This is a genomic window from Stutzerimonas stutzeri, from assembly GCF_024448985.1.
GTDB lineage: Bacteria > Pseudomonadota > Gammaproteobacteria > Pseudomonadales > Pseudomonadaceae > Stutzerimonas > Stutzerimonas stutzeri_AP.
This window is the reverse complement of record NZ_JAMOII010000007.1, coordinates 104,206-127,428: the sequence shown is the minus strand read 5'-3', so window position 1 is coordinate 127,428 and position 23,223 is coordinate 104,206. Positions and strand designations below refer to the sequence as shown.

Sequence of the window (23,223 nt, the reverse complement as noted above, 5' to 3'; positions counted from 1 at the left end):
CGACGCTTCAGTCCGTTCGCCGAATGAGCTTGCGTAGCAAGAATCGATTCGGATGGCAGGCCTCGGCGATGGCGCGCGGCAGCGGTAGCGGCTCGCCATCGAGCCAGGCGGCCAGCAGTTCACCAGACAGCGGCGTGGTGATCAAACCGCGCGAGCCGTGGGCGGTATTGACGTATAAACCGTCCAGCCAGGGGCACGCTGTGTCAGGCACCTGACGGGCATCCTTACCCAGCACGGCATAGGCTTCGGCGAATCGTTCGGGATCGGCCAGCGGACCGATGATTGGCAGATAGTCCGGGCTGGTGCAGCGAAACGCGACACGCCCGTGCAAGTCTTCGATTGCGCGGGTATCGGCTTCCAGACGCTGATACAGGTCGGCGGAGATGTCCTTGAGCATGTCCAGATTGGCGCGATGTTCCGCTTCGCTTGGGGCCGGGTCGTCTTCGGCGAAATTGAAACTGGCACCCAGCGTGTGCTGGCCGTCGCGTGGCGGGGCGACATAACCCTGGGCGCAAACCACGGTACGTAAAGCCGCGCTTTGTTCGGTCGCTGGCAGCCCGGTGATCTGGCCGCGAATGCGCTTAAGCGGCAGCCAGGCGCTCTGGCTGAAGCGTTTGGCGTCGCCCGCACCTGCCAGAATCGCCACGGGCGCTTCGGCCAACATCTCATCGCCATTCCATGCCTGCCAGCGCCCCTCAACGCGGCGCAGGTCGACAGCTTGTCGGTGCCGGATCAACTCGATAGCGGGATGGTCGAGCAGCGACCGGCACAGCGCGGGCGGGTGCGCCCAGCCAGCATCGGGGTAGAACAGGCCGCCATTGTCCAGCGCCACACCGGCCAGCTGCTCGGCCTCGGTGCGCTCCACGCCGCGCAACAGGCTGGGCGCAAAGGCATCGCGGAGTGTGGCTTGGCGCGCGCGTTCCTTGTCATCGAAGCCGAGCTGCAACACGCCGCAATCGTCCCAGTCACGCTCTTTCTGCAGGCTACCCAACAGGCGGCGGGTATAGCCGAAACCGCTCACAACCAGTTGCGAGAGCGCGGTGCCGTGGGCAGACAACTTCAGGTAGAGCACGCCCTGGGGGTTGCCGGACGCTTCCTGAGCGATATCCCCGTGACGCTCCAACAACGTCACCTGCCAACCACGGGCGGCGAGGCTCGCCGCAGTCGCGCAACCGGCCAGCCCCGCGCCGATCACCAATGCCTTGCGCTGCGCCGGTTTGAACGCAGGACGGGCGTACCAGGGCGTCCCGGCCGGCTGCGGCGTGCCGAGGAAACGGCCATGCAAGCTTTCCCATTTTTTGCCGAAGCCGGGAATCCGCTCGACTTTGAATCCTGAGTCCTGCAATCCGCGCCGCACGGCACCTGAGCTGGTGAAGGTTGCCAGGGTCGTGCTAGGTGCCGACAAGCGCGCCAATTGAGCGAACAGCTCGGGTTGCCACATCTCGGGATTCTTGGCCGGGGCGAAACCATCGAGGAACCAGGCATCGATCTGCGCATCCAGGCCGCTCAGGCAATCGAGCGCATCGCCGACCAACAAGGTTAGCACCACGCGCCCAAAACGAAATTGCTGAAAGCCTGGGTTGATCGCCACGTACTGATCCAGCAGCTGTCGGGCCTGAGGCTTCAGCTCGGGCCAGAGAGACAGTGCACGCTGCATATCGTCATGGGTGAGCGGATGCTTTTCGACGCTGACGAAATGCAGCTGTGCTGTCGACGGCGCGGTGCGCTCGAACAATGCCCAGGCGCACAGAAAATTCAGCCCGGTCCCGAACCCCGTTTCGCCGATGACGAATCGCTCTGCTTCATCTAGCGCGGCAAACCGCTCGGCGAGTGCGTTGGGCCGCAGGAAGACGTGAGCGGTTTCCGCCATCCCCGAAGCGCGCGAAAAATACACATCACCATACTGCCGGGATTGCGGCTGGCCATTCTCGTCCCAGTCGAGTTCGGCATGCTGGAAACCGGTGGTGACCTGAGAGGACATGAGCGATTCCTGGAGCGAAAGGGGGCGATTCTACCAGCGCTGCGAAACCTGCCGCGGGCGCGGTTTGTCGCATCGATATGGCTTTCGTTGTGCGGCATCCGACGCGGTCCACCGCCCGCCGGAATTGTCGCGATGTCACCTGTTCAGGAGAACACGATGTTCGAATCCGCAGAAATCGGCCACACCATCGATAAGGCAACCTATGACGCCGAGGTGCCCGCCTTGCGCCAGGCCTTGCTGGACGCGCAGTACCGGTTGCGCGAGCAGGCGCGGTTTCCGCTGCTGATCCTGATCAATGGCATCGAGGGCGCCGGCAAGGGCGAGACGATCAAGCTGCTCAGTGAATGGATGGACCCTCGGCTGATTCGGGTCGACAGCTTCGACGTGCCTACTGACGAGGAGCTCTCGCACCCGCCGGCCTGGCGCTATTGGCGACGCCTGCCGCCAAAAGGTCAGACCGGGATATTCTTCGGCAACTGGTACAGCAAGATGCTCGAGGACCGCGTCCACGGGCGCATAAAGAAGTCTGAACTGGAACTGGCCATTGACCGCGCTCAGCGTTTGGAACGCATGCTCTGTAAGGAAGGCATGCTGATCTTCAAGTTCTGGTTTCATCTGTCTAAGAAACAGATGATGAAGCGCCTGGACTCGCTCAAGGATGATCCGTTGCACAGCTGGCGGATCAGCCCACTGGATTGGCAGCAGTCGAAAACCTATGACCGGTTCGTGAAGCATGGCGAGTTGATCCTGCGCCGCAGCAGCCGGGATTTCGCGCCCTGGTACGTCATCGAGGGCAGCGACGAGCGTTATCGCAGCCTGACAGCCGGGCGTCTGTTGCTCGAAGGGCTCACTGCAGCGCTGGACGCTGCCCAACAGAAACCTGTACAGCCGCATACGGCGCCGGTCGAGCTAAACACTGATCGCCTGAGCCTTCTCGGCAGTCTCGACCTCGATCAGAAGCTCGACAAGGATCAATACAAGCATCAGCTGGTACAGGAGCAGGCACGTCTGTCCCAGCTGCTACGCGACCGCCGTCTGCGCAAGCGTGGGGTGCTGGCGTTGTTCGAGGGCCACGATGCTGCGGGCAAGGGCAGCGCCATCCGCCGTGTAACGGGTGCGCTGGATCCGCGGCTGTATCGCACGGTACAGATTGCCGCACCCAGCCAGGACGAACTGGCCCAACCCTGGCTGTGGCGGTTCTGGCGCAACGTGCCGGCGCGCGGCGAATTCACCATCTTTGACCGGTCCTGGTACGGCCGGGTGCTGGTCGAACGGGTCGAAGGCTTCTGCACGCCGGATGAATGGTTGCGCGCCTACACCGAGATCAACGATTTCGAGGAGCAACTGGTGGATGCTGGTGTGGTGGTAGTCAAATTCTGGCTATCGATCGACAAGGAAACGCAGCTGGCGCGGTTCAAAGAGCGTGAGGACACCCCGCACAAGCAGTTCAAGATCACCGAAGAGGACTGGCGCAACCGCGACAAGTGGGACGATTACGGCCATGCGGTGGCAGACATGGTCGACCGCACCAGTACCGAAATTGCGCCCTGGACCCTGGTGGAGGCCAACGACAAGCGTTTCGCCCGAATCAAGGTGCTGCGTACCCTCAACGACGCGCTGGAGGCCGCTATCAGCTGAGGAATGGCGAGCGGGGCAAACGATGGTCGACCATATCCCTGCTGAATGGTCGTCGCCTTCGGCAAATAGCTGGAACTATGCTCGGGCAATCGTCAACAGACAGGGCGCCGTTATCGCGGCCTGCATAACAATTCGAGGTATGCCATGCGTGAAGTAGTGATCGTCGACAGCGTACGGACCGGCCTGGCCAAGTCCTTCCGCGGCAAGTTCAACATGACCCGCCCCGATGACATGGCGGCCCATTGCGTCAACGCGCTGCTGTCGCGCAACGGTCTGGACCCCAAGTTGGTCGAGGACTGCATCGTCGGTGCTGGCTCCAATGAAGGAGCGCAGGGCTACAACATCGGCCGTAACGTAGCGGTGCTGTCGAACCTGGGTATCCAGTGCGCCGGTATGACGCTCAATCGTTTCTGCTCGTCCGGCCTGCAGTCGATCGCCATCGCCGCCAACCAGATTGCCTCCGGTTGCAGCGACATCATCGTCGCCGGCGGTGTTGAGTCCATCACCATGACGGCGAAGAGCAAAAACACCGACAACCTGTATAACTCGATTCTGCAAGAGCGGGTGCCTGGCCTCTATCACAGCATGGGCCAGACCGCGGAACTGGTTGCACGTCGTTACAACGTAACTCGCGAACAACAGGACATCTACTCCCTGCAGAGCCAGCAGCGCACGGCGCGGGCTCAAGCAGAGGGGCTGTTCCAAGACGAAATCGTACCGATGAACGTGCGCTATTTCACCGAGGACAAGGCCACTGGCGAGCGCACCGAGCACGATGGCGTGGTTGATCGTGATGACTGCAACCGTCCGGATACCACGCTGGAAAGCTTGTCGGGCCTCAAGCCGGTGTTTGCTGAAGACGGTTCGGTCACCGCGGGCAACGCCTCGCAACTGTCCGATGGCGCCTCGATGACGCTGGTGATGAGCCTGGACAAGGCCCTCGAACTGGGTCTCAAACCGCGCGCCTTCTTCCGTGGCTTCACCGTGGCTGGCTGCGAGCCGGAAGAAATGGGCATCGGCCCGGTCTTTTCGGTGCCACGTCTGCTCAAGGCCAAGGGCCTGCAGGTTAGCGACATCGATCTGTGGGAACTCAACGAAGCCTTCGCCTCGCAGTGCCTGTACTGCCGCGACACGCTGGAAATCGATAACGAGAAATTCAACGTCAACGGTGGTTCGATCTCTATCGGCCACCCGTTCGGCATGACTGGCTCGCGCACCACTGGCCATCTCATCCGCGAGCTGCAGCGTCGCAACCTGCGTTACGGGGTAGTGACCATGTGCGTTGGTGGCGGGATGGGTGCCTCGGGGCTGTTCGAGGCGGTGCGCTGAGCTTGCGCTGACCCGATAACAAAGAACCCGTACCCAATGGCGCGGGTTCTCTGTTTAGACACAACCGGTTTTCGGACGTAGTGGCTGCGCTCCCAGACGCAGTGGTGTCGCTTTGTAGGAGCCAGCTTGCTGGCGATCCGGCACTACGCGGTGTGCCGACAAAACCAACAGTCCGCCTGCCCCTTGCCTGAGAATGCTCAGCTGCGACTGGATTCCAACATGGTTTCCGGCCGCACCCACTGATCGAACTCCTCATCGGTGAGATAACCGAGCTCCAGCGCCGCTTCTCGCAACGTGCGGTTTTCGGCATAGGCCTTCTTGGCGATCTCCGCGGCCTTGTCGTAACCGATATGCGGGTTCAGCGCGGTCACCAGCATCAATCCACGTTCCAGATGCTCGGCCATGCGGGTGGCGTCCGGCTCCAGGCCGACGATACAGTGCGTATTGAAGTTGCGGCAACCATCGGCCAGCAGCCGGATCGATTCGAGCAAATTGTGGACGATCACCGGCTTGAACACGTTCAGCTGCAGATGTCCCTGGCTCGCGGCGAAGCCGACCGTCACGTCATTGCCCATCACCTGACAGGCCAGCATCGATAGCGCCTCGCACTGCGTTGGGTTTACCTTGCCAGGCATGATCGAACTGCCTGGCTCGTTGGCGGGCAAACGCACTTCGGCAAAACCGCCTCGCGGTCCAGAGCCGAGCAGCCGTAGATCGTTGGCGATCTTCATTAGGGCAGTCGCCAGCGTCTTCAAACCACCGGAAAGAGCGACGAGCGGCTCATGGCCGGACAGCGCGGCGAACTTGTTCGGTGCCGAGACGAAGGGCAGGCCGGACAGTGCAGCCAGTTCGGCAGCGATCGCTTCGGCGAAACCATGTGGCGCGTTCAGGCCGGTGCCCACCGCCGTGCCCCCCTGAGCCAATTCGAGCACCGCAGGAAGGGTGTGGCGAATCGCCTGCTCGGCGAGATCCAACTGGGCGACAAAGGCCGAAAGCTCCTGCCCGAAGGTTACGGGTGTCGCGTCCATCATGTGGGTGCGCCCGGTTTTGACCAATTGGCCGTGGCGGGCAGCCTGCTCGGCGATGCCCCCCGAAAGCTCGGCGATAGCGGGGAGCAGGTCATTGTAAACGGCACGGGCGACGGCGATGTGCATGGCCGTCGGGAAGCAGTCATTGGAACTCTGCGCACGGTTTACGTGGTCGTTAGGGTGGACGGGGCTCTTGCCGCCACGGGCACCACCGGCGAGCTCGTTGGCGCGGCCGGCGATCACTTCATTGACGTTCATGTTGCTCTGGGTGCCGCTGCCGGTTTGCCACACCACCAATGGAAACTGATCGTCATGTTGGCCGTGCAGAATTTCATCGGCGGCCTGTTCGATCAGTCGAGCGATGTCAGGCGGCAGGTCGCCGATACGGTCATTAACCCTTGCCGCCGCCTTCTTGATCAGTGCCAGCGCGTGGCACACGGCAAGCGGCATGCGTTGTTCGCCGATGGCGAAGTTGCTCAGCGAGCGCTGGGTCTGCGCTCCCCAGTACGCCTGTTCCGGGACTTCCACTGGGCCAAGGCTGTCGGTTTCGGTGCGGGTCATGCCGTGCTCCATCGATGAGGTCTTCCTGTTAGGTCGCCCGCCGAGGACACAGGTTCAATCGGCTGGCTCGCTGTTTCTTGAGCGATTGGAACTCCGCGCGCAGAATGAGTCCATTGAGGCTCATCTATCGTTCGCCAAGGAACATCCAATGCACTTTTTTCGTACCTCTGGGCTTCGGGCCCTCGGCCTGTGCAGCGCCCTATCGATGGCGCTGCTGAGCGGCCAGGCCAACGCCGACAGCGCCAGCCATGCGGCCAAGGCCGAGCGTTTTCTCGAACTGGTCAACGCTGATCGCATTGCGGTGCCGGTCTACGCCCAGGTGCAGCAGATGTTCGCCGAGCGCTTCGCCCAGACCCAGGCTCCCGAGAGCAAACGGGCGCTGCTGGAAAGCTACCAATCCAAGGCAGATGCTGCGCTTGAAAAGGCCATCGGCTGGAAGGAGGTCAAGCCCGAACTGGTCGCGTTGTACACCGAGGCCTTCAGCGAAGCCGAACTCACACGGTTGAACGAATTCTACGAATCCGAATTGGGCAAGAAGATGCTCACCCAGCTACCGCAGCTTAATGCGCGCTCGGCTCAGGTCACTCAGACCAAGCTGGAAAGTGCCGTGCCGCAGGTGAATAAATTGCTGGCTGAAATGACAGCCGAACTCGACACCCAGAAGAGCCCTTGAGGGAGTGCATCAAGCATGACCAAATTATTTACCATCGAAAACGCATTGCAGTCGGCCCTGCAGCCCGTGCATCTGCAGGTGCTGGATGAAAGCCACATGCATAGCCGCGGGCAGGAAACTCACTACAAGGCGGTGATCGTCAGCGAGCAGTTCGCCGGGCTGAATGCGGTCAAGCGCCATCAGAAGGCATACGCTGCGATGGGCGAACTGATGCAGCAGATACACGCCCTCGCGTTGCACACCTATACCCCCGAAGAATGGGCAGAGCAGGGCGCGGCGCCGGCCTCGCCTGTTTGTGCCGGTGGCCATAAGTAGCCATCTGCCTGCCGCTTGAAGCCCATTGCTCGTTTATTGATAGAATGCGCGCCGCGCCGGCTCACGCCGGCGTTGTCGTTTTCGTATTCCCGGTCCGCCCCTTACGAGGGTGACCACTGGAGGAAGTAACCGCATGACCCAGAACATCGTCGTCGCGGCGCTGTACAAGTTCGTCTCGTTGCCGGACTACGTCGCGTTGCGTGAGCCCCTGCTTGAAACACTCAACGCCAACGGCATCAAGGGCACGCTGCTGCTCGCCGAAGAAGGCATCAACGGCACGGTTTCCGGCAGCCGTGAAGGCATCGACGCGCTACTCGCCTGGTTTGGCACCGATGCTCGCCTGGCCGATATCGATCACAAGGAATCTTATTGCGAGGAGCAGCCGTTCTACCGCACCAAGGTCAAGCTGAAGAAAGAGATCGTCACCCTCGGCGTACCAGGCGTCGATCCTAACCAGCGTGTTGGCACCTATGTCGAGCCGAAGAATTGGAACGCGCTGATCGATGATCCCGAAGTGCTGCTGATTGACACCCGCAACGATTACGAAGTGGCCATCGGCACCTTCGAGGGTGCGATCGATCCGCAGACCAAATCCTTCCGCGAATTCCCGGACTACATCAAGGCGCATTACGACCCGGCCAAGCACAAGAAGGTCGCGATGTTCTGCACTGGCGGCATCCGCTGCGAAAAGGCGTCGAGCTACATGCTGGGCGAGGGCTTCGAGGAGGTTTATCACCTCAAGGGCGGCATCCTCAAATACCTCGAAGAAGTGCCGCAGGACGAGACGCGCTGGCGCGGCGACTGCTTCGTCTTCGACAATCGCGTGACCGTGCGCCACGACCTCAGCGAAGGTGATTTCGACCAGTGCCATGCCTGTCGCACGCCGATCTCGCTGGAGGACCGCCAATCGGAGCACTACGCTCCAGGTATCAGTTGCCCGCATTGCTGGAATACCCTGAGCGAGAAGACTCGCCACAGCGCCCGTGAGCGGCAGAAGCAGATCGAATTGGCGCTCAAGCGCAACCAGCCGCACCCGATCGGTCACAACTACCGCAAACAGGGTGTGTAGCCGAATCGGCCTGGATAGATGATGGTGCGCAGTTCGCGCTCCCCGAGAGAACCGGAGCCCAGATGAGCACCCGACTGATCTACGTAATGGACCCGATGTGTTCCTGGTGCTGGGGTTTCGCGCCGGTGGTGCAGGCACTCGTTGAGCAGGCGCAGGCACGCGGCGTAGGCGCCGAGCTGATCGTCGGCGGCCTGCGCCGGGAGCGCACGGCGATGGACCAGCCGGCTCGCGAGCGCACGGCGTCCTACTGGCACGCGGTCCACGAGGCAAGCGGCCAGCCGTTCAACTTCGAGGCGGGTTTGCCTGACGGGCTGGTCTACGACACCGAGCCGGCCTGTCGCGCACTGGTTGCGGCGCGTGGCTTCGAGGCGAAAGCTGCCTGGACGCTCCTCGGGCTGATTCAGCGAGCGTTTTACGTCGAGGGGCGAAACGTCACTTTGCCACCGGAGCTCGTCGAGCTGGCCGAGGCGGCTGGCATTGCACGCGGTGAGTTCGCAGATCGCTTCGATTCCCAGGCCGTTCGTGATGCCACTGCCGCCGACTTCGATTGGGCGCGCAATTTGGGCATTGCCGGCTTTCCCACCTTGCTTGCCGAGCACGACGGCCAGCTCGCTCTGCTGACCAACGGCTATCAGCCCCTCGACGCGCTTTCGCCTCTGTTGAATCGCTGGCTGGAACACAATGTCCTTGCCTGATCAGCTTAGCTGGGCGGAAATCCGGCGACTCGCGCTGCGTCATCGCAAGGCGCTGGTCCTCGCCAATCTGGTGGCCGTGCTGGCGACGCTGTGCAGCGTGCCGATCCCGTTGCTGCTGCCCCTGCTGGTCGATGAAGTGCTGCTGGGGCATGGCGACACGGCTTTACAGATCATGGATCGCATGCTGCCCGCAGGATGGGAGACGGCGATTGGCTATATCGGCCTGATGCTCTGCGCAACGCTGCTGCTGCGCGCCTTCGCATTGATCTTCAACGTGTTGCAGGCGCGGCTGTTTGCGCGACTTTCCAAGGATCTGGTCTATCGCATCCGCATTCGTCTGATCGAGCGGCTCAAGCGTATTGCTTTGAGCGAGTACGAAAGCCTCGGCGGCGGTACGGTTGCGGCGCACTTGGTCACCGATCTGGAAACCATCGATAAATTCATCGGCGAGACCCTCAGCCGTTTCCTTGTGGCACTGCTTTCAATTGCTGGCACGGCGGCGATTCTGATCTGGATGCACTGGCAGCTGGCACTGCTGATCCTGTTGTTCAACCCGCTGGTGATCTACGCCACAGTGCAACTGGGCAAGCGCGTCAAACACCTGAAAAAACTGGAGAACGACAGCACTTCGCTGTTTACCCAGGCGCTGACCGAAACCCTGGATGCGATCCAGGAGGTGCGCGCTGGCAACCGTCAGGGATTTTTCCTTGGCCGCCTGGGCCTGCGCGCTCGCGAGGTACGTGACTACGCGGTGGCCTCGCAGTGGCGGACCGACGCTTCCAACCGTGCCAGTGGTCTGTTATTCCAGTTCGGCATCGATATCTTCCGCGCCGCGGCGATGCTTACGGTGCTGTTCTCCGACTTGTCGATCGGGCAGATGCTCGCTGTGTTCAGCTACCTGTGGTTCATGATCGGGCCGGTGGAGCAATTGCTGAATTTGCAATACGCCTTCTATGCCGCCGGCGGCGCGCTCAGCCGGATCAACCAGCTGCTGGCGCGTGCCGATGAGCCTCAATATGCCGGCGGGCAGGATCCGTTCGCCGGGCGGGAGACGGTAGATATCGAAGTCCGCGGGCTGTGCTTCTCCTATCAGGACGAGCCGGTGCTGGACGGTCTGGATCTGTCCATCGCGGCGGGCGAGAAGGTAGCGATAGTCGGCGCCAGCGGTGGTGGCAAAAGCACGCTGGTCCAGCTGCTGCTGGGCCTGTATCAGCCACAGGCGGGGCAGATTCGCTTCGCCGGGATCGATGTGCAGGACATTGGTCTGGGCACTGTTCGAGATAACGTCGCCGTAGTGCTGCAGCATCCCGCGCTTTTCAACGACACCGTGCGCGCCAATCTGCTGATGGGCCGTGAGCGCGATGATCGGGCCTGCTGGCAGGCACTGGAAATTGCCCAGCTGGCCGAGACCATTCGCCAGTTACCGGCGGGGCTCGACAGTGTCGTCGGTCGGTCCGGGGTACGCCTGTCGGGTGGCCAGCGGCAGCGGCTGGCGGTGGCGCGAATGGTGTTGGCCGAACCCAAGGTGGTGATTCTCGACGAGGCGACGTCCGCCCTGGACGCCGCTACCGAATATGCGCTGCATGAAGGACTGAACCGTTTTCTGCATGGGCGCACCACGCTGATCATTGCGCACCGGCTGTCGGCGGTGAAGCAGGCCGATCGGGTTCTGGTATTCGATGAAGGACGCATCGCCGAACAGGGCGATCATCAGCAGCTGATTGCTGACGGAGGGCTCTACGCCAAGCTTTACGGACATTTGCAGCAGCATTGAGCCGCGCTTGCCGTTGCCGCTGTGCGTTTTGTTCGATTCTTTGGAATGTTCGCTGGCAAATAGCCATTTCACCTTGGTTAAATCGCGTTGTTTTTGCGCTCAACTTTGGCCAGCACCGGCCGACTCCATGACGTGCGCTAATCTTTCAAGGGATTTTCTGATGCAGTCTGTCGATATATTCGCCAACCTCTCCGTGGGCAAGAAGCTGTTGCTCGGCTTCGCCATGGTGCTGTTGCTGACCCTGGGAGTCGCCGGGACCGGCTTCTTTGCCGTGGATTCGATCCTGACCCGCTCGTCTCAGACGGATCAGCTGGCGGCCATCAACGCCGCGATTCTCGACGCGCGCGGTCAGGAGCGCGATTACGCCCTGACCCGCAGCGACGCTTCGGCCGCTGCGCTGCGCGATATTCTGGACCAGCTCAACAGGGACCTGGACGATCTCGCCAAAGTCTCTAGCGCTGAGGAACAGGCGGCTCTTGAGCAGATCCGAAGTGACGCGGCGATCTATGCCCGACAGTTTGCCGACTATGGCGTCCTGATTAGCAAAGGCGTGGAACTGCGTAAGCGCATGGCCGATGCCGCGCAGACCAGCCGTGAAGAATTCGAATACATCGAACTGGACATGTACGACGCGGTGCGCGTCCTGCGACTTGAGGGCGATCACCTCAAGGGCAGTGATCCGTTGACGGTCGCCGAGGCGGCATCGGGCCTGACCAAGCGCATCCTCGATCTGCGCACCTTCGAGAACCTGTTCATCAGCGACAGCTCCCAGGAAGCTAAGGACGCCTGGAACGAGGCCTATGGCGATGTCACTACCATTGGCGCCAGTCTGAAGACTTGGATCAACGACGAACAGAAAGCCACCATGGATGGCGCGCTAGCCGCGCTTGCCATCTACGAACAAGCCTTCGGCGAGTTCCAGCGTTATCGCTTGGAGCGGGTAGCCTTGGAAGAGGCCATGGTCGGTCAGGCACAGCGGATACTCGATACCGCCGACCAGGCTCTGGCAGTGGCTAACCACGCGATGCAGAACCAACGCAGCAGCGCCTACTGGCTGCTCGCGATCATCACGACCCTGGCTGTCATCATCGGTCTGGTGGCGGCCACGGCGATTTCCCGGATGGTCGTCGTGCCACTGCGCTACACCGTGCAGTTGGCGCAGCGGGTGGCCGACGGCGACCTCACCCAATCGCAGCAGGTCACTCGTCGTGATGAGCTTGGCCAGTTGCAGCAGGCCATGTTTGGCATGACCGAAAGCCTGCGTACCCTGATCGGGCGCATCGGTGGCGGTGTAGGGCAAATTGCTGCCGCCGCCGAGCAGCTGTCGGCCGTCACCGCGCAAACCAGCGTTGGTGTTCAGAAGCAGCGTGAGGAGACCGATCAGGTCGCGACCGCGATGCACGAGATGGCCGCAACCGTGCAGGAAGTCGCGCAGAACGCCGAGCAGGCATCTCACGCCGCTCGTCAGGCGGATCAGCAGGCCCGTCAGGGCGACCTGGTTGTCAAGGAAGCCATCGGCCAGATCGACAGCCTGTCCGGCGAAGTGGAGCAGTCAGCCCATGCCATCGAAGAGCTGAATACCGAAAGTGGACGCATCGGAAGTGTGCTGGAAGTGATCCGTGCGGTCGCCGAGCAAACCAACCTGCTCGCACTCAACGCCGCGATCGAAGCGGCTCGCGCGGGTGAGCAGGGCCGCGGCTTTGCCGTGGTGGCCGATGAAGTGCGCGCGCTGGCGCGTCGCACCCACGATTCCACCGAAGAAATCGAAGGCCTGATCGGCAATCTGCAGCGGGTTGCGCAAAACGCCGTCGAGCAGATGCAGACCAGCCGTGAGCTAACCCAGCGCACGGTCGATCTGGCCAGCGAAGCCGGTACCGCACTCGAACGCATCACCGAGTCGGTGTCGACCATCGAGCAGATGAACCAGCAGATCGCCGCCGCTGCCGAGGAGCAGAGCGCGGTCGCGGAGAACATTTCCGAGAGCGTGACGCGGGTGCGCGACATCGGTGAGCAGAGCGCCAGCGGTAGCGAGCAGACCGCCGCATCGAGTGCGGAACTGGCGCGCCTGGGCGTCGAATTGCAGGGGCTGGTGGCGCGTTTCCGCACCTGATTCCGCCCGCTTGCTGCATCGAAGCCCTGGCCCGCTGGGGCTTTGTCGGTCATGGCGCTGAACTCCATTGAGACTCCACCTCTCTAGAAAGAAACGCGGCCGTCGCCGCACGCTGTGGAGATGCTCGATTGAACACCCTGTCGCTCGTTATCGTCATTCCCGTTCCGGGAGCGATCCGCCGATGAAAACCACCGCATTCGTTGCAGGCGAATCCCGGTTGAAACGGGCGATTACCGGCCCGGCGCTGTTCCTGTTCATCCTTGGCGATGTGCTGGGCGCCGGTGTCTATGCGTTGGTGGGCAAGATTGCCGGCGAGGCGGGCGGCGCGGTCTGGGTGCCGCTGCTGGTTGCGTTGGGCTTTGCGATGCTGACCGCGGCGTCCTACGCCGAGTTGGTCACCAAATATCCTAAAGCCGGTGGCGCCGCCGTGTTCGCGGAGCGTGCATTCGGCAAGCCGCTAATCTCTTTTCTCGTGGGGTTCTGCATGCTGGCGGCCGGCGTGACCAGCGCAGCCGGGCTGTCGCTGGCGTTTGCCGGCGATTATCTCGGCGCCTTTCTGGACACCCCGGCGGTGCCCACCGCTCTGGTGTTCCTGACGGTCGTTGCATTGCTCAATGCGCGCGGCATCAAGGAATCCCTCGGCGCCAATGCGGTGATGACCGTCGTCGAAGTCTCGGGTCTGCTGTTCATCATCGTGCTGGCTGCGCGCTTTCTTCTGAGCGGGCAGGGCGAGCCGGCGCGAGTGATGGAATTCACGCCGGGCGTGTCGCCGGCCATCGCCGTGCTGGGAGCGGCGCTGATTGCCTTCTATTCCTTCGTCGGCTTCGAGGTTTCGGCCAACGTCGCCGAGGAGGTCAAGGATGTCCGGCGCAACTACCCGCGCGCCTTGTTCGGTGCGCTGCTGGTGGCCGGGCTGGTCTATATGGGCGTCGGCGTCGCGGCAACAGCCATCCTTTCCCCAGCGACGCTGGCCGAATCTTCCGCGCCCTTGCTGGAAGTCGTACGCGCGACCGGCTATGCCATACCGGATTGGCTGTTCGCTGCCGTGGCGCTGGTGGCGGTGGCCAATGGCGCACTGCTGACCATGATCATGTCTAGCCGCCTGGCCTACGGCATGGCCGACGAGGGGCTGTTGCCGTCAGTGTTGACTCGCGTGCTGCCCGAGCGGCGTACGCCCTGGCTGGCGATCATCGTCACCACCTTGCTGGCGATGATTCTCACCGTGACCGGTACGCTGTCGGCGCTGGCCGAAACCGTGGTGCTGTTGCTGTTGTTCGTGTTCATGAGCACCAACGTGGCGGTCCTGGTGCTGCGCAAGGATCATGTGGCCGCGCCGCACTTCCGTACGCCGACTCTCCTGCCGATACTGGCGATCGGCTCCTGTCTGGTACTGCTTTCGCAGCAGGACGCGGGCACCTGGCTGCGAGCAGGATTGTTGATGGCGCTTGGCGCCTTGCTCTACGGTTTTGGCCGTTGGCACAAGAATCGTCGGGCTAGCGCGCGTTGAGATCAGCCGCCCACTCGGCGAGTGGCAGTCCCGGCTCCTGTTGCCAGATACGCTGCCAGATCTGCTTCAGACGATCCATGTCACCACGCTCGGCGGGCAGCCGCTCGACATGCGTGATCAGCTGCCAGTCATCGCCGTTGTGCTCGGCCAGGGCAAAACGGAAGGGGTGGAAACCGGTCATGCCAAGGCGCAGGTCGGTAACCAGAATCTGGCCGTCGATCTCGTCATAACGCAGCACGCCTCCGGTAAACCACTGCAAGCGGGTGTGTTGCGGCGAGTTCGTGAGATGCGCGGCGAGGCGTTCTCCGCGCTGGATGCGCACCAGTTGCGGCGGCGTCTCGTCGAACCAACTGACCAGCGTCTCGTAGTAGACGTCGCCGTCCACCAGAATGACCCGCCACAGGAGGCTGTTGAAGGGCGTGGGCGTGGTGAATACCCGTGCGTTTTCGATGCCGTTGCTGGCCATCGCAGCCTCGACTTGTCGCTCGGCCATCTGCTTGCCCGCCAGGGTGAACCCCAGATACAGCGATGACACGATCAGTGCGAGCGCCGGCCCGCGGACGTTGCGCCCCTGCAAGCCGAATATGGCTCCGGCAAGCACAGCAAGCAGCAAAGGCACGCTGTACAAAGGGTCAATGATGAAGACGCTGGACCAGGCCGCCGGTGGCGGAGTTAGGGGCCAGAACAGCTGAGTGCCGTAGCTGGTGAACGCATCCAGCAGGACGTGGGTTATCAGCACCAGCCAGATCGCAAAAAACAGCCGTATGCCGGTGTAATTCGGATTCGGCCGTATTCGTCGAGCCAGCCAGGCCAGCGCTACGGCAAGCAGGCTGAGCACGAACAGCGAATGGCTGAAGCCGCGGTGATAGGTCATGTCGGCGACTGCGTCACCGTAGTCGATTACCACGTCGAGGTCGGGTAGCGTGCCGAGTACCGCGCCGTACAGCAGGGCTTTACGTCCTTGCCAGCGACCGAGCAGGGATGCGTGAACGGTAGCGCCGAGAAGGGCCTGGGTAATCGAGTCCATGCAGAAATCCATCTGTTGCGAGCGGGCTACAGTAGCCGAACCGACTCGCCTGTAGCGGCTCGAAATCATATAAAAACGTGTCCACGTCGCCCGGCTCGTGGACAATGCTTGTTCATTTTTGATTTATGAAGGGCCGATGCTCGACATATCCAATAGCGTGCAGCTACCTGACAGCGAGATCGAGCTGACCGCTATTCGCGCTCAAGGTGCTGGCGGCCAGAACGTCAACAAGGTTTCCAGCGCGCTGCATCTGCGCTTCGACATCAACGCGTCTTCCTTGCCGTCGTTCTATAAGGAGCGCCTGCTGGCGCTGCGTGACAGCCGCATCACCAGCGACGGCGTGATCGTGATCAAGGCCCAGCAATACCGCACTCAGGAACAGAACCGCGCCGATGCGCTCGAGCGGTTGGCCGAGCTGATTCGCAGCGTGGCGAAAGTCGAAAAGACGCGGCGCCCGACACGACCGACACTGGGATCGAAAAAGCGCCGTCTCGAAGGCAAGAGCAAACGCGCGGCGATCAAGGCTGGGCGTGGCAAGGTGGATTTCTAGCAGGCTGTTGAAAACTACCTGCGTTGGCAAAACTGCTCGCTGCGCTCCCCCTTCGGGCCAGCCTACGGCTGTTACTCCCGTTGGTCGTTGCGCCTTGTCTTGCCTGCCTCGCCTACGTTTTTCAACGGCCTGCTAGGCGGCGATCAGACGCCGCTCAAGCGTGTCAGTGCGTGCCCGTGCGCTGCTCGTCGATCGTATCGTTGGGCACGCCGTCGTCGGCTTCCTGCTCGGTGGCGGGTGTCTCCGTACTATCGCCTTCAGGCGTATCGGGCATCAACTCCAGCACCGTATGGCTGGTACGCAGCATCGGCGTGAAGTGGCCATGCGGCTCGGTGACCAGATCGATTACCCGGCGAGAGCGGAAGTAGGAATAGATGGCGAGAAACGCCAGCGTGACGGCGAAGAACACCGGCAGAGCTTTGGGGCCGAGAAAACTCATCAGGCCGCCTGCGACTACCGGACCGAAGGCGGCGCCGAAGCCGTTGGCCAACAGCAGGCCGCTGGAGCCGGACAGAATTTCGTCCGGGTGCAACTGGTCGACCATCTGCGCGACGGCGATGGAGTAGATCGAGAAGGCCAGACCGCCCCAGAGAAACATCATGCCCAACAACAACGGGCCGGATGTCAGCGGTGTAATCAGGCCGCCAAGGACCGCCGCGATTGCGACGACCCAGAGCATCACCAGACGACGGTCGTGCTTGTCGGAAAACAGCCCGATGGGCCACTGCAGAACGGCGCCGCCGAGAATGGTGATGCTCATCAGCAGACCCACGCCGGACGCATCGAAGCCGCTCTGCGAGGCGTAGACAGGCGCCAGCCCCCAGAAGCCGCCAAGGGTCAGGCCCGAAATCCCCGCAGCCATCAAGGGGAGCGGGGCGATTCGAGCCAGTTGCAGCAAGTCGGTCGCCGGCATGTCGGGCTGTGCGGGCTGCGCCTGGCGGGTCAGCGTGATCGGCATCAGTGCGGCGCAGATCAGAATGGCGGCCAGCGCGAACAGGGTGAAATTCATCGGGCTATCGAGGCTCAGCAATTGCTGAGCAGCCGCCAGCGAGCCGAGGTTCACAGCCATGTATAGGGCGAATACCTGGCCGCGTTTTTCACCGCTGACCTGGGCGTTGAGCCAGCTCTCGATGACCATGTAAAGCGTGACCAGCGCGACGCCATAAAGCACACGCAACACCAGCCACACCCAGGGGTTGACGATCATCACGTGCAGCAACACGGCGATCGCTGCCAGTGCGGCGTAAAAAGCGAAGGTGCGGATATGGCCGACACGCCGGATCAATGACGGAGCGAGCCAGGTGCCGACGAGAAAGCCAGCGAAGTAACCCGACATCAGCAGGCCGATCATTCCGGTGGAATAGCCCTCGGCGATGCCGCGAAGCGTTAGCAGCGTATTCAGCAAGCCGTGGCCGAGCAGTAGTAATGCGACGCCACCCAGCAGTGAGCTGATGGGGGCTAATAACGACGTCATGGCGAACAACCTTATGCAAATGATCTGGGGTGACGAGCCGATCGACTAGAAGCGGCTAACCGTTAAAGCATCCAGAACGGGTGACAACCTGCCTCACCGTTGCGTTCAGCGTATGCGGTTTGGGCAGCAGTTTGCGCCGAGGATTCAAAACGCCCGGCAATCTCAGTGAAGCGTATCAGCGCGGCTCGCTGCCTTAACGTGCCGACCAGACCAGAAAAGCCGTCACGGCTGAGCGGCTCCGTCCACACAAGCGTTCAGCTTGGCTCAAGCTTTCCGTTTTGTCCCGGTAGGAGTGTTGCGATCAGGGCGCGAACGCTACCCGGCAACGCCTCCAGATCGCGCACCAGAATGCTGCGTTCGCGCACCGCCCAGGGCTCGTCCAGCTCTACAGTCGCCAGCTGCATCGTCCGACTGTGCCGGATCGCGGCGGACTCGGGAATTATGCCGATGCCGACGTCGGCCTCGATCATCCGGCACACCGCCTCGAAGCTGGACACCTGGATGCGCAGCGACAGGCTGGCGCCGAGCTTTTCCACCTGATCGCGCAGAAAGGTCAGCAGGGTGCTGCCCTCGTGCAGACCGATGTGCTGGTAGGCCAGCGTCTGGCGCAGGCTGACGCGCTTTTCGGTCGCCAGCGGATGGCCGACTGGCACTGCCAACAGTAGGCGGTCGGTGCTGAAGTGCAGCACCTGCAGGCCTTGTGCACGCACCGGGCCGGCGATGATACCCATGTCCGTGCTGCCATCGAGCACGCCACGGACGATGTCACGACTGAGGCGTTCCTGCAGATCGACGGTGACGCCGGGGCGCTGGGCCAGAAAGCCCGCCAGCACCTCGGGCAGGAATTCGGTTACCGCCGTGGTGTTGGCGAAGATGCGGATGTGCCCGGCATTGTCCGCGCCGTATTCGGTGAATTCACTTTTCAGGTAATCGACCTGGCGCATGATCAGCCGCGCGTGTTGCAGCAACCGGTTGCCTGCCGGTGTCAGCTCCACGCCGCGGCTGTCACGGTACAGCAGGCGGCTGTCGAGCTGGCTTTCCAGGGCCTTGATCCGTGCGCTGGCGGCCGCTGGCGAGAGATGCGCACGGCGTGCACCCTGGGTCAGGCTGGGGGATTCGGCGATATGAATGAACAGGCGCAGATCGGCCAGATCGAAGTGCATGAGGGCGCTCGCTGGGAGAAACGGCGTTCAGGATAGCCGAACGCCGGTGTCGGTAAATACAAATTCTCGGAACGCCGGCTTCGGAGCATGCTGCGGCAAAACAACACAGCCGGAAGCTCGCGATGACCGACCTATCAGCCTGGATTGGCCGCACCGAAGAAACCCATGACCAGCTCAGCCGCAATATGCTCAAGCGCATCGCGGCGACGCTCGGCGAACCGACGCCGGCCCATGGCGAGCCGCTGCCGCCGCTCTGGCAGTGGTGCTTCTTTCAGGATGCGGTCGCCGAAAGCGGGCTGGGTGAAGACGGCCATCCGGCGCGCGGAGGCTTCCTGCCGCCGGCTGACAATCGCAACCGCATGTGGGCCGGTGGCCGCGTGGAATTCTTCGAGCCTTTGCGGGCCGGCGGTGAGGCGACTCGCGTTTCGACCATCAAGCACATCGAGGAGAAGCACGGCCGCACCGGCGAGCTGCTGTTCGTCACCGTGCAGCACGATTACCTGCAGGACGACCGCCTGGCCATCCGCGAAGAACAGGACATCGTTTATCGCGAGCCCAGCCCGCCGAAAACCGTCAGCGGCGAACCGATGGTCGCCGGCGACTGGCGCGAAGCGGTAACGCCGACCCCGACGCTGCTGTTCCGTTATTCCGCCGTCACCTTCAACGGCCACCGCATCCACTACGACTGGCCTTACGTCACCGAAACCGAAGGCTATTCGGGGCTGGTGGTGCACGGCCCGCTGATCGCCACCCTCAATTTGCGCGCCTTCTGCCGCGCGAATCCCGATATGCGTCCCCGGCGCTTCGCCTATCGCGGCCTGCGCCCGCTGATCGCGCCGCAGCCATTCGAGGTTGGCGGTCGCACCGTCGCGCCGGGCAAGGCCGAACTCTGGGCCGGGGACCACAACGGACTGGCGCAGAAAGCCGAAGTGGAATTTGAGTGAGGCGGGTGGCGTCGGCCCCTCACCCTAGCGCTCTCCTGGGGAGAGGGAACAGATCGATGGGCTGCTACCGCCGCTGAGCCCTTTGACTACGCAGTTCGAGCCCTCCCTTGAAGAGAGTCGCCGGGCTGCGTAACCGAAGAGCAAGCACAGACCAACCCCCTCTCCCCTCAGGGGAGAGGGTAGGGGTGAGGGGAAAACCGCACCCGTACATGAAGATTCGAGGAACCAGAAACATGAACCCGTACCTGAACGACGAATACAACGCCATCCGCGAAGGCGTGCGCGCCCTCTGCGCCGAGTTCCCGGCCGAATACTGGCGCAAGATCGACGAAGAGAAAGGCTTCCCCGAAGCCTTCGTCACCGCGCTGACCGAAGCCGGCTGGCTGTCAGCGATGATCCCGGAAGAGTACGGCGGATCGGGTCTGGGCCTGGCCGAAGCCTCGATCATCCTTGAAGAAGTGAACCGTTGCGGCGGCAACTCCGGCACCGTGCATGGCCAGATGTACAACATGTTCACCTTGCTGCGTAACGGCAGTGAGGAGCAGAAGCGCTACTACCTGCCGAAGCTGGCCAGTGGCGAGCTGCGTTTGCAGTCCATGGGCGTGACCGAGCCGACCACCGGTACCGACACCACCAAGATCAAGACCACCGCGGTCAAAAAGGGCGACAAGTACGTCATCAATGGCCAGAAGGTGTGGATCTCGCGCATCCAGCATTCGGACCTGATGATCCTGCTGGCGCGCACCACGCCGCTGGCCGAAGTGCAGCGCAAGGCTGACGGCATGTCGATCTTCCTGGTCGATCTGCGCGAAGCCATCGGCAACGGCCTGACCGTGCAGCCGATTGCCAACATGGTCAACCACGAGACCAACGAGCTGTTCTTCGACAACCTGGAAATCCCGGCCAGCAGCCTGATCGGCGAAGAGGGCAAGGGCTTCCGCTACATCCTCGACGGCCTCAACGCCGAGCGCACGCTGATCGCCGCCGAGTGCATCGGCGACGGTCGCTGGTTCACCGAAAAATCCGCCCAGTACGCCCGCGACCGCGTGGTGTTCGGTCGGCCCATCGGGCAGAACCAGGGTGTGCAGTTTCCCATCGCCGAGTCACACATCGAGCTGGAAGCGGCGGATCTCATGCGCTGGCGCGCCTGCGAGGAATACGACGCCGGCCGCAACGCGGGTGCCGCGGCCAACATGGCCAAGTACCTGGCGGCCAAGGCGAGCTGGGAAGCGGCCAACGCCTGCCTGCAGACCCACGGCGGTTTCGGCTTCGCCAACGAATACGACGTCGAGCGCAAGTTCCGCGAGACCCGGCTGTATCAGGTGGCGCCGATCTCCACCAACCTGATCCTGTCGTACGTGGCCGAGCACTTGCTCGAGCTGCCGCGCTCTTTTTAACGCTCCCAGCCCACCCTACCGCTGGACTGTAGGGTGGGCTTCAGCCCACCAAAGGAGCGAAAGGAGAGACGCCATGCACATCGACCACCTTGACCACTTGGTGCTAACCGTTGCCGACCTCGACGTCACGACGGATTTCTACAGCCGCGTGCTCGGCATGCAGGCGGTGACCTTCGGCGAAGGACGCAAGGCGCTGGCGTTTGGTGGGCAGAAGATCAACCTGCACCAGGCCGGGCGTGAATTCGAGCCCAAGGCCGAGCGCCCGATGCCGGGTTCGGCGGACCTCTGCTTCATCGTCGCCACGCCGCTGGAGGAAGTCATCGCGCACCTCGGGCGGCAAGGCGTCGCCATTCTCGAAGGCCCGGTCCAGCGTACCGGCGCCACCGGGCCGATCCGCTCCGTCTATCTGCGCGACCCTGACCTGAACCTGATCGAACTATCCAATTCACTGGAGCCGACCGCATGAGCCAGCACACCCAAGCGCTGACCGAATTTCTCGCCGGGCTGCACTACGAGCAGATTCCCGATGCGGTGCTTGCCCGCACCGAAGACCTTTTCCTCGACTGGCTCGGCTCCGCTTTGGCCAGCGCCGGTTCGCACCCGATCCCTCTGTTCGAGCGCTATGCGCAGACAATGGGTCCGGCGTCCGGTACATCGCACATCTTCGTCAATCGCAGCAGCAGCTCCGCCTATTTTGCCGCGCTGGTGAACGGCGCCAGCTCGCACCTGGTGGAGCAGGACGACCTGCACAACAGCTCGGTACTGCACCCGGCCACCGTGGTGTTCCCGGCTGCACTCGCAGCGGCGCAGGACTTGGGCAAGTCTGGTCGCGACCTGCTGGTTGCCTCGGTCGCTGGCTACGAGGCGGGCATTCGCATCGGCGAATTCCTCGGCCGTTCGCACTACCGCATTTTCCACACCACCGCGACCGTCGGCACCCTCGCTGCCGCGGTGGCGGTGGGCAAGTTGATGGATTTCGACCAGAAGCAGTTCACCAATCTGCTGGGCAGTGCCGGCACTCAGGCCGCTGGCTTGTGGGAATTCCTCCGTGATGCCGCCGACTCCAAGCAGCTGCACACCGCCAAGGCTGCCGCCGATGGTCTGCTTGCGGCCTACCTGACCGCTGAAGGATTGACGGGCGCGCAGAACATTCTCGAAGGCGAGCAGGGCATGGCCGCCGGGATGTCGAAGGACGCCAATCCGAGTGCGCTCTCCGATCGCCTCGGCAGCCGTTGGGCGCTGGCGGAAACCTCGTTCAAGTTCCATGCCTCGTGCCGCCATACCCATCCGGCCGCCGATGCGCTACTGGACCTGATGCAGCGCGAAGGGCTCAGCGCCGATGACATCGCTAGCGTCACCACCCACGTGCATCAGGGCGCCATCGACGTGCTGGGCCGCGTGGTCGTTCCGCAGACCGTGCACCAGGCCAAGTTCTCCATGGGCACGGTGCTGGGCCTGATCGCTCTGTATGGCAAGGCCGGGCTGACCGAATTCCATACCCACGCCCTTACCGACCCGCGTGTCGGCCAGTTCCGCGAGAAGGTCTCGATGACGCTCGATTCTGAGGTGGATGGCGCCTATCCGGCGCGCTGGCTGGGCCGCGTCGAGGTGACCACCACCAACGGTCGCACCCTGCGCGGCGCCATTGACGAGCCCAAGGGCGATCCGGGCAATACCCTGAGCCGCGCGGAGCTGGAGGACAAGTTCCGCCGCCTGGTGGAGTTCTCCCGTGCGCGTAGCGCGGACGAGGCGGGTGCCTTGATCGAGCAGGTGTGGCGGCTGCGTGAGATCGACGATCTGAACGTTTTCCGCTGATTGCGATAGCTGGTGGGCTGAAGCCCACCCTACGGGCTGGATCAATGTGCTGAAGGCAACTCGTAGGGTGGGCCGGGTGGCGTTCCGCTTCAGCCCACCAGGACGGCGAAAGACGAAAAGGGAAACAACCCGTAGGAGCGACGTTGGTCGCGAATTATCGCCGAAGCGTTCGC

At 62.6% G+C, this 23,223-nt stretch carries 19 protein-coding genes; 14 read left to right on the top strand and 5 right to left on the bottom strand.

All coding sequences use genetic code 11. The annotated features are described in order from the left end of the window. Window positions 1–7 precede the first annotated feature (7 nt). The gene (mnmC, locus tag NA647_RS10860) at window positions 8–1,981 is read right to left on the bottom strand and encodes a bifunctional tRNA (5-methylaminomethyl-2-thiouridine)(34)-methyltransferase MnmD/FAD-dependent 5-carboxymethylaminomethyl-2-thiouridine(34) oxidoreductase MnmC (protein ID WP_256057694.1); all 1,974 of its coding nucleotides are present in this window, start codon (window positions 1,979–1,981) and stop codon (window positions 8–10) included. Window positions 1,982–2,137: 156 nt separating this feature from the next. Here mnmC and pap point away from each other — a divergent pair, with 156 nt between their 5' ends. Further along, window positions 2,138–3,619: a polyphosphate:AMP phosphotransferase gene (gene pap / locus NA647_RS10855; RefSeq protein WP_256057693.1), complete on the top strand. Its 1,482-nt coding sequence runs from the start codon at window positions 2,138–2,140 to the stop codon at window positions 3,617–3,619. Between the two features lie 144 nt (window positions 3,620–3,763). Further along, a complete protein-coding gene (locus tag NA647_RS10850; RefSeq protein WP_256057692.1) occupies window positions 3,764–4,948 on the top strand; it encodes a thiolase family protein in 1,185 nt (394 codons plus the stop codon). A 197-nt stretch (window positions 4,949–5,145) separates the two neighbouring features. Here NA647_RS10850 and NA647_RS10845 read toward each other — a convergent pair whose 3' ends face one another. After that, a complete protein-coding gene (locus NA647_RS10845; protein ID WP_256057691.1) occupies window positions 5,146–6,537 on the bottom strand; it encodes a class II fumarate hydratase in 1,392 nt (463 codons plus the stop codon). A gap of 205 nt (window positions 6,538–6,742) precedes the next feature. Between NA647_RS10845 and NA647_RS10840 the strand changes: the two genes are divergently transcribed. From NA647_RS10840 to NA647_RS10810, 7 genes are all read left to right on the top strand, one after another. Beyond that, window positions 6,743–7,210, top strand: a complete 468-nt coding sequence (locus NA647_RS10840; RefSeq protein ID WP_256057735.1) for a DUF2059 domain-containing protein — start codon at window positions 6,743–6,745, stop codon at window positions 7,208–7,210. A gap of 15 nt (window positions 7,211–7,225) precedes the next feature. After that, on the top strand, window positions 7,226–7,525 hold the full coding sequence (locus tag NA647_RS10835; RefSeq protein WP_256057690.1) for a BolA family protein: 300 nt from the start codon (window positions 7,226–7,228) through the stop codon (window positions 7,523–7,525). A gap of 133 nt (window positions 7,526–7,658) precedes the next feature. Next, window positions 7,659–8,594, top strand: a complete 936-nt coding sequence (locus NA647_RS10830) for a rhodanese-related sulfurtransferase (RefSeq protein ID WP_256057689.1) — start codon at window positions 7,659–7,661, stop codon at window positions 8,592–8,594. Window positions 8,595–8,656: 62 nt separating this feature from the next. Then, window positions 8,657–9,289: a DsbA family protein gene (locus NA647_RS10825; protein ID WP_256057688.1), complete on the top strand. Its 633-nt coding sequence runs from the start codon at window positions 8,657–8,659 to the stop codon at window positions 9,287–9,289. After that, the gene (locus NA647_RS10820) at window positions 9,282–11,063 is read left to right on the top strand and encodes an ABC transporter ATP-binding protein (RefSeq protein WP_272889647.1); all 1,782 of its coding nucleotides are present in this window, start codon (window positions 9,282–9,284) and stop codon (window positions 11,061–11,063) included. The genes NA647_RS10825 and NA647_RS10820 overlap by 8 nt, the downstream gene beginning before the upstream one ends. A gap of 160 nt (window positions 11,064–11,223) precedes the next feature. After that, window positions 11,224–13,173: a HAMP domain-containing methyl-accepting chemotaxis protein gene (locus tag NA647_RS10815; RefSeq protein ID WP_256057686.1), complete on the top strand. Its 1,950-nt coding sequence runs from the start codon at window positions 11,224–11,226 to the stop codon at window positions 13,171–13,173. 181 nt (window positions 13,174–13,354) lie between these two features. Further along, on the top strand, window positions 13,355–14,680 hold the full coding sequence (locus NA647_RS10810) for an APC family permease (protein WP_256057685.1): 1,326 nt from the start codon (window positions 13,355–13,357) through the stop codon (window positions 14,678–14,680). Here the strand turns inward: NA647_RS10810 and NA647_RS10805 are convergent. Beyond that, window positions 14,667–15,707, bottom strand: coding sequence for a metal-dependent hydrolase (locus NA647_RS10805; RefSeq protein WP_256057684.1), 1,041 nt, complete (start codon window positions 15,705–15,707; stop codon window positions 14,667–14,669). The two genes, NA647_RS10810 and NA647_RS10805, sit on opposite strands and share 14 nt — an antisense overlap. A 136-nt stretch (window positions 15,708–15,843) precedes the next feature. On the opposite strand from NA647_RS10805, the gene arfB reads away from it, so the two are divergent. After that, window positions 15,844–16,257: an alternative ribosome rescue aminoacyl-tRNA hydrolase ArfB gene (gene arfB, locus NA647_RS10800; RefSeq protein ID WP_256057683.1), complete on the top strand. Its 414-nt coding sequence runs from the start codon at window positions 15,844–15,846 to the stop codon at window positions 16,255–16,257. 163 nt (window positions 16,258–16,420) lie between these two features. On the opposite strand, the gene NA647_RS10795 is transcribed toward arfB, so the two are convergent. Further along, window positions 16,421–17,731 (bottom strand): MFS transporter, encoded by a 1,311-nt coding sequence (locus NA647_RS10795; protein ID WP_256057682.1) that lies wholly within the window; start codon window positions 17,729–17,731, stop codon window positions 16,421–16,423. 254 nt (window positions 17,732–17,985) lie between these two features. Next, window positions 17,986–18,894, bottom strand: coding sequence for a LysR substrate-binding domain-containing protein (locus tag NA647_RS10790; RefSeq protein ID WP_256057681.1), 909 nt, complete (start codon window positions 18,892–18,894; stop codon window positions 17,986–17,988). A 122-nt stretch (window positions 18,895–19,016) separates the two neighbouring features. On the opposite strand from NA647_RS10790, the gene NA647_RS10785 reads away from it, so the two are divergent. The 4 genes from NA647_RS10785 to NA647_RS10770 all read left to right on the top strand — a co-directional run bounded on the left by NA647_RS10785 (window position 19,017) and on the right by NA647_RS10770 (window position 23,050). After that, window positions 19,017–19,838 carry an FAS1-like dehydratase domain-containing protein gene (locus NA647_RS10785; RefSeq protein ID WP_256057680.1) on the top strand — a complete coding sequence of 274 codons (822 nt, stop codon included), beginning with the start codon at window positions 19,017–19,019 and terminating at the stop codon, window positions 19,836–19,838. 233 nt (window positions 19,839–20,071) lie between these two features. Beyond that, window positions 20,072–21,235 (top strand): acyl-CoA dehydrogenase family protein, encoded by a 1,164-nt coding sequence (locus NA647_RS10780; RefSeq protein ID WP_256057679.1) that lies wholly within the window; start codon window positions 20,072–20,074, stop codon window positions 21,233–21,235. Window positions 21,236–21,308: 73 nt separating this feature from the next. Then, entirely contained in the window at window positions 21,309–21,701 is a 393-nt protein-coding gene (locus NA647_RS10775; protein WP_256050300.1) for a VOC family protein, read from the top strand. Further along, complete coding sequence (locus tag NA647_RS10770; protein WP_256057678.1) at window positions 21,698–23,050, top strand: MmgE/PrpD family protein; 1,353 nt, start codon at window positions 21,698–21,700, stop codon at window positions 23,048–23,050. Before NA647_RS10775 ends, NA647_RS10770 begins: the two co-directional genes overlap by 4 nt. Window positions 23,051–23,223 lie beyond the last annotated feature (173 nt).

Excerpts from the sequence above, each read along its gene's own strand:
- NA647_RS10825 (WP_256057688.1), top strand. The coding sequence starts at position 8,657 with ATGAGCACCCGACTGATCTACGTAATGGACCCGATGTGTTCCTGGTGC.
- NA647_RS10840 (WP_256057735.1), top strand. The coding sequence starts at position 6,743 with ATGGCGCTGCTGAGCGGCCAGGCCAACGCCGACAGCGCCAGCCATGCG.
- NA647_RS10775 (WP_256050300.1), top strand. The coding sequence starts at position 21,309 with ATGCACATCGACCACCTTGACCACTTGGTGCTAACCGTTGCCGACCTC.
- NA647_RS10770 (WP_256057678.1), top strand. The coding sequence starts at position 21,698 with ATGAGCCAGCACACCCAAGCGCTGACCGAATTTCTCGCCGGGCTGCAC.
- arfB (WP_256057683.1), top strand. The coding sequence starts at position 15,844 with ATGCTCGACATATCCAATAGCGTGCAGCTACCTGACAGCGAGATCGAG.
- NA647_RS10850 (WP_256057692.1), top strand. The coding sequence starts at position 3,764 with ATGCGTGAAGTAGTGATCGTCGACAGCGTACGGACCGGCCTGGCCAAG.
- NA647_RS10810 (WP_256057685.1), top strand. The coding sequence starts at position 13,355 with ATGAAAACCACCGCATTCGTTGCAGGCGAATCCCGGTTGAAACGGGCG.
- NA647_RS10785 (WP_256057680.1), top strand. The coding sequence starts at position 19,017 with ATGACCGACCTATCAGCCTGGATTGGCCGCACCGAAGAAACCCATGAC.
- NA647_RS10815 (WP_256057686.1), top strand. The coding sequence starts at position 11,224 with ATGCAGTCTGTCGATATATTCGCCAACCTCTCCGTGGGCAAGAAGCTG.
- NA647_RS10845 (WP_256057691.1), bottom strand. The coding sequence starts at position 6,537 with ATGACCCGCACCGAAACCGACAGCCTTGGCCCAGTGGAAGTCCCGGAA.
- NA647_RS10790 (WP_256057681.1), bottom strand. The coding sequence starts at position 18,894 with ATGCACTTCGATCTGGCCGATCTGCGCCTGTTCATTCATATCGCCGAA.
- NA647_RS10780 (WP_256057679.1), top strand. The coding sequence starts at position 20,072 with ATGAACCCGTACCTGAACGACGAATACAACGCCATCCGCGAAGGCGTG.
- mnmC (WP_256057694.1), bottom strand. The coding sequence starts at position 1,981 with ATGTCCTCTCAGGTCACCACCGGTTTCCAGCATGCCGAACTCGACTGG.
- NA647_RS10805 (WP_256057684.1), bottom strand. The coding sequence starts at position 15,707 with ATGGACTCGATTACCCAGGCCCTTCTCGGCGCTACCGTTCACGCATCC.
- NA647_RS10830 (WP_256057689.1), top strand. The coding sequence starts at position 7,659 with ATGACCCAGAACATCGTCGTCGCGGCGCTGTACAAGTTCGTCTCGTTG.
- NA647_RS10835 (WP_256057690.1), top strand. The coding sequence starts at position 7,226 with ATGACCAAATTATTTACCATCGAAAACGCATTGCAGTCGGCCCTGCAG.
- pap (WP_256057693.1), top strand. The coding sequence starts at position 2,138 with ATGTTCGAATCCGCAGAAATCGGCCACACCATCGATAAGGCAACCTAT.
- NA647_RS10795 (WP_256057682.1), bottom strand. The coding sequence starts at position 17,731 with ATGACGTCGTTATTAGCCCCCATCAGCTCACTGCTGGGTGGCGTCGCA.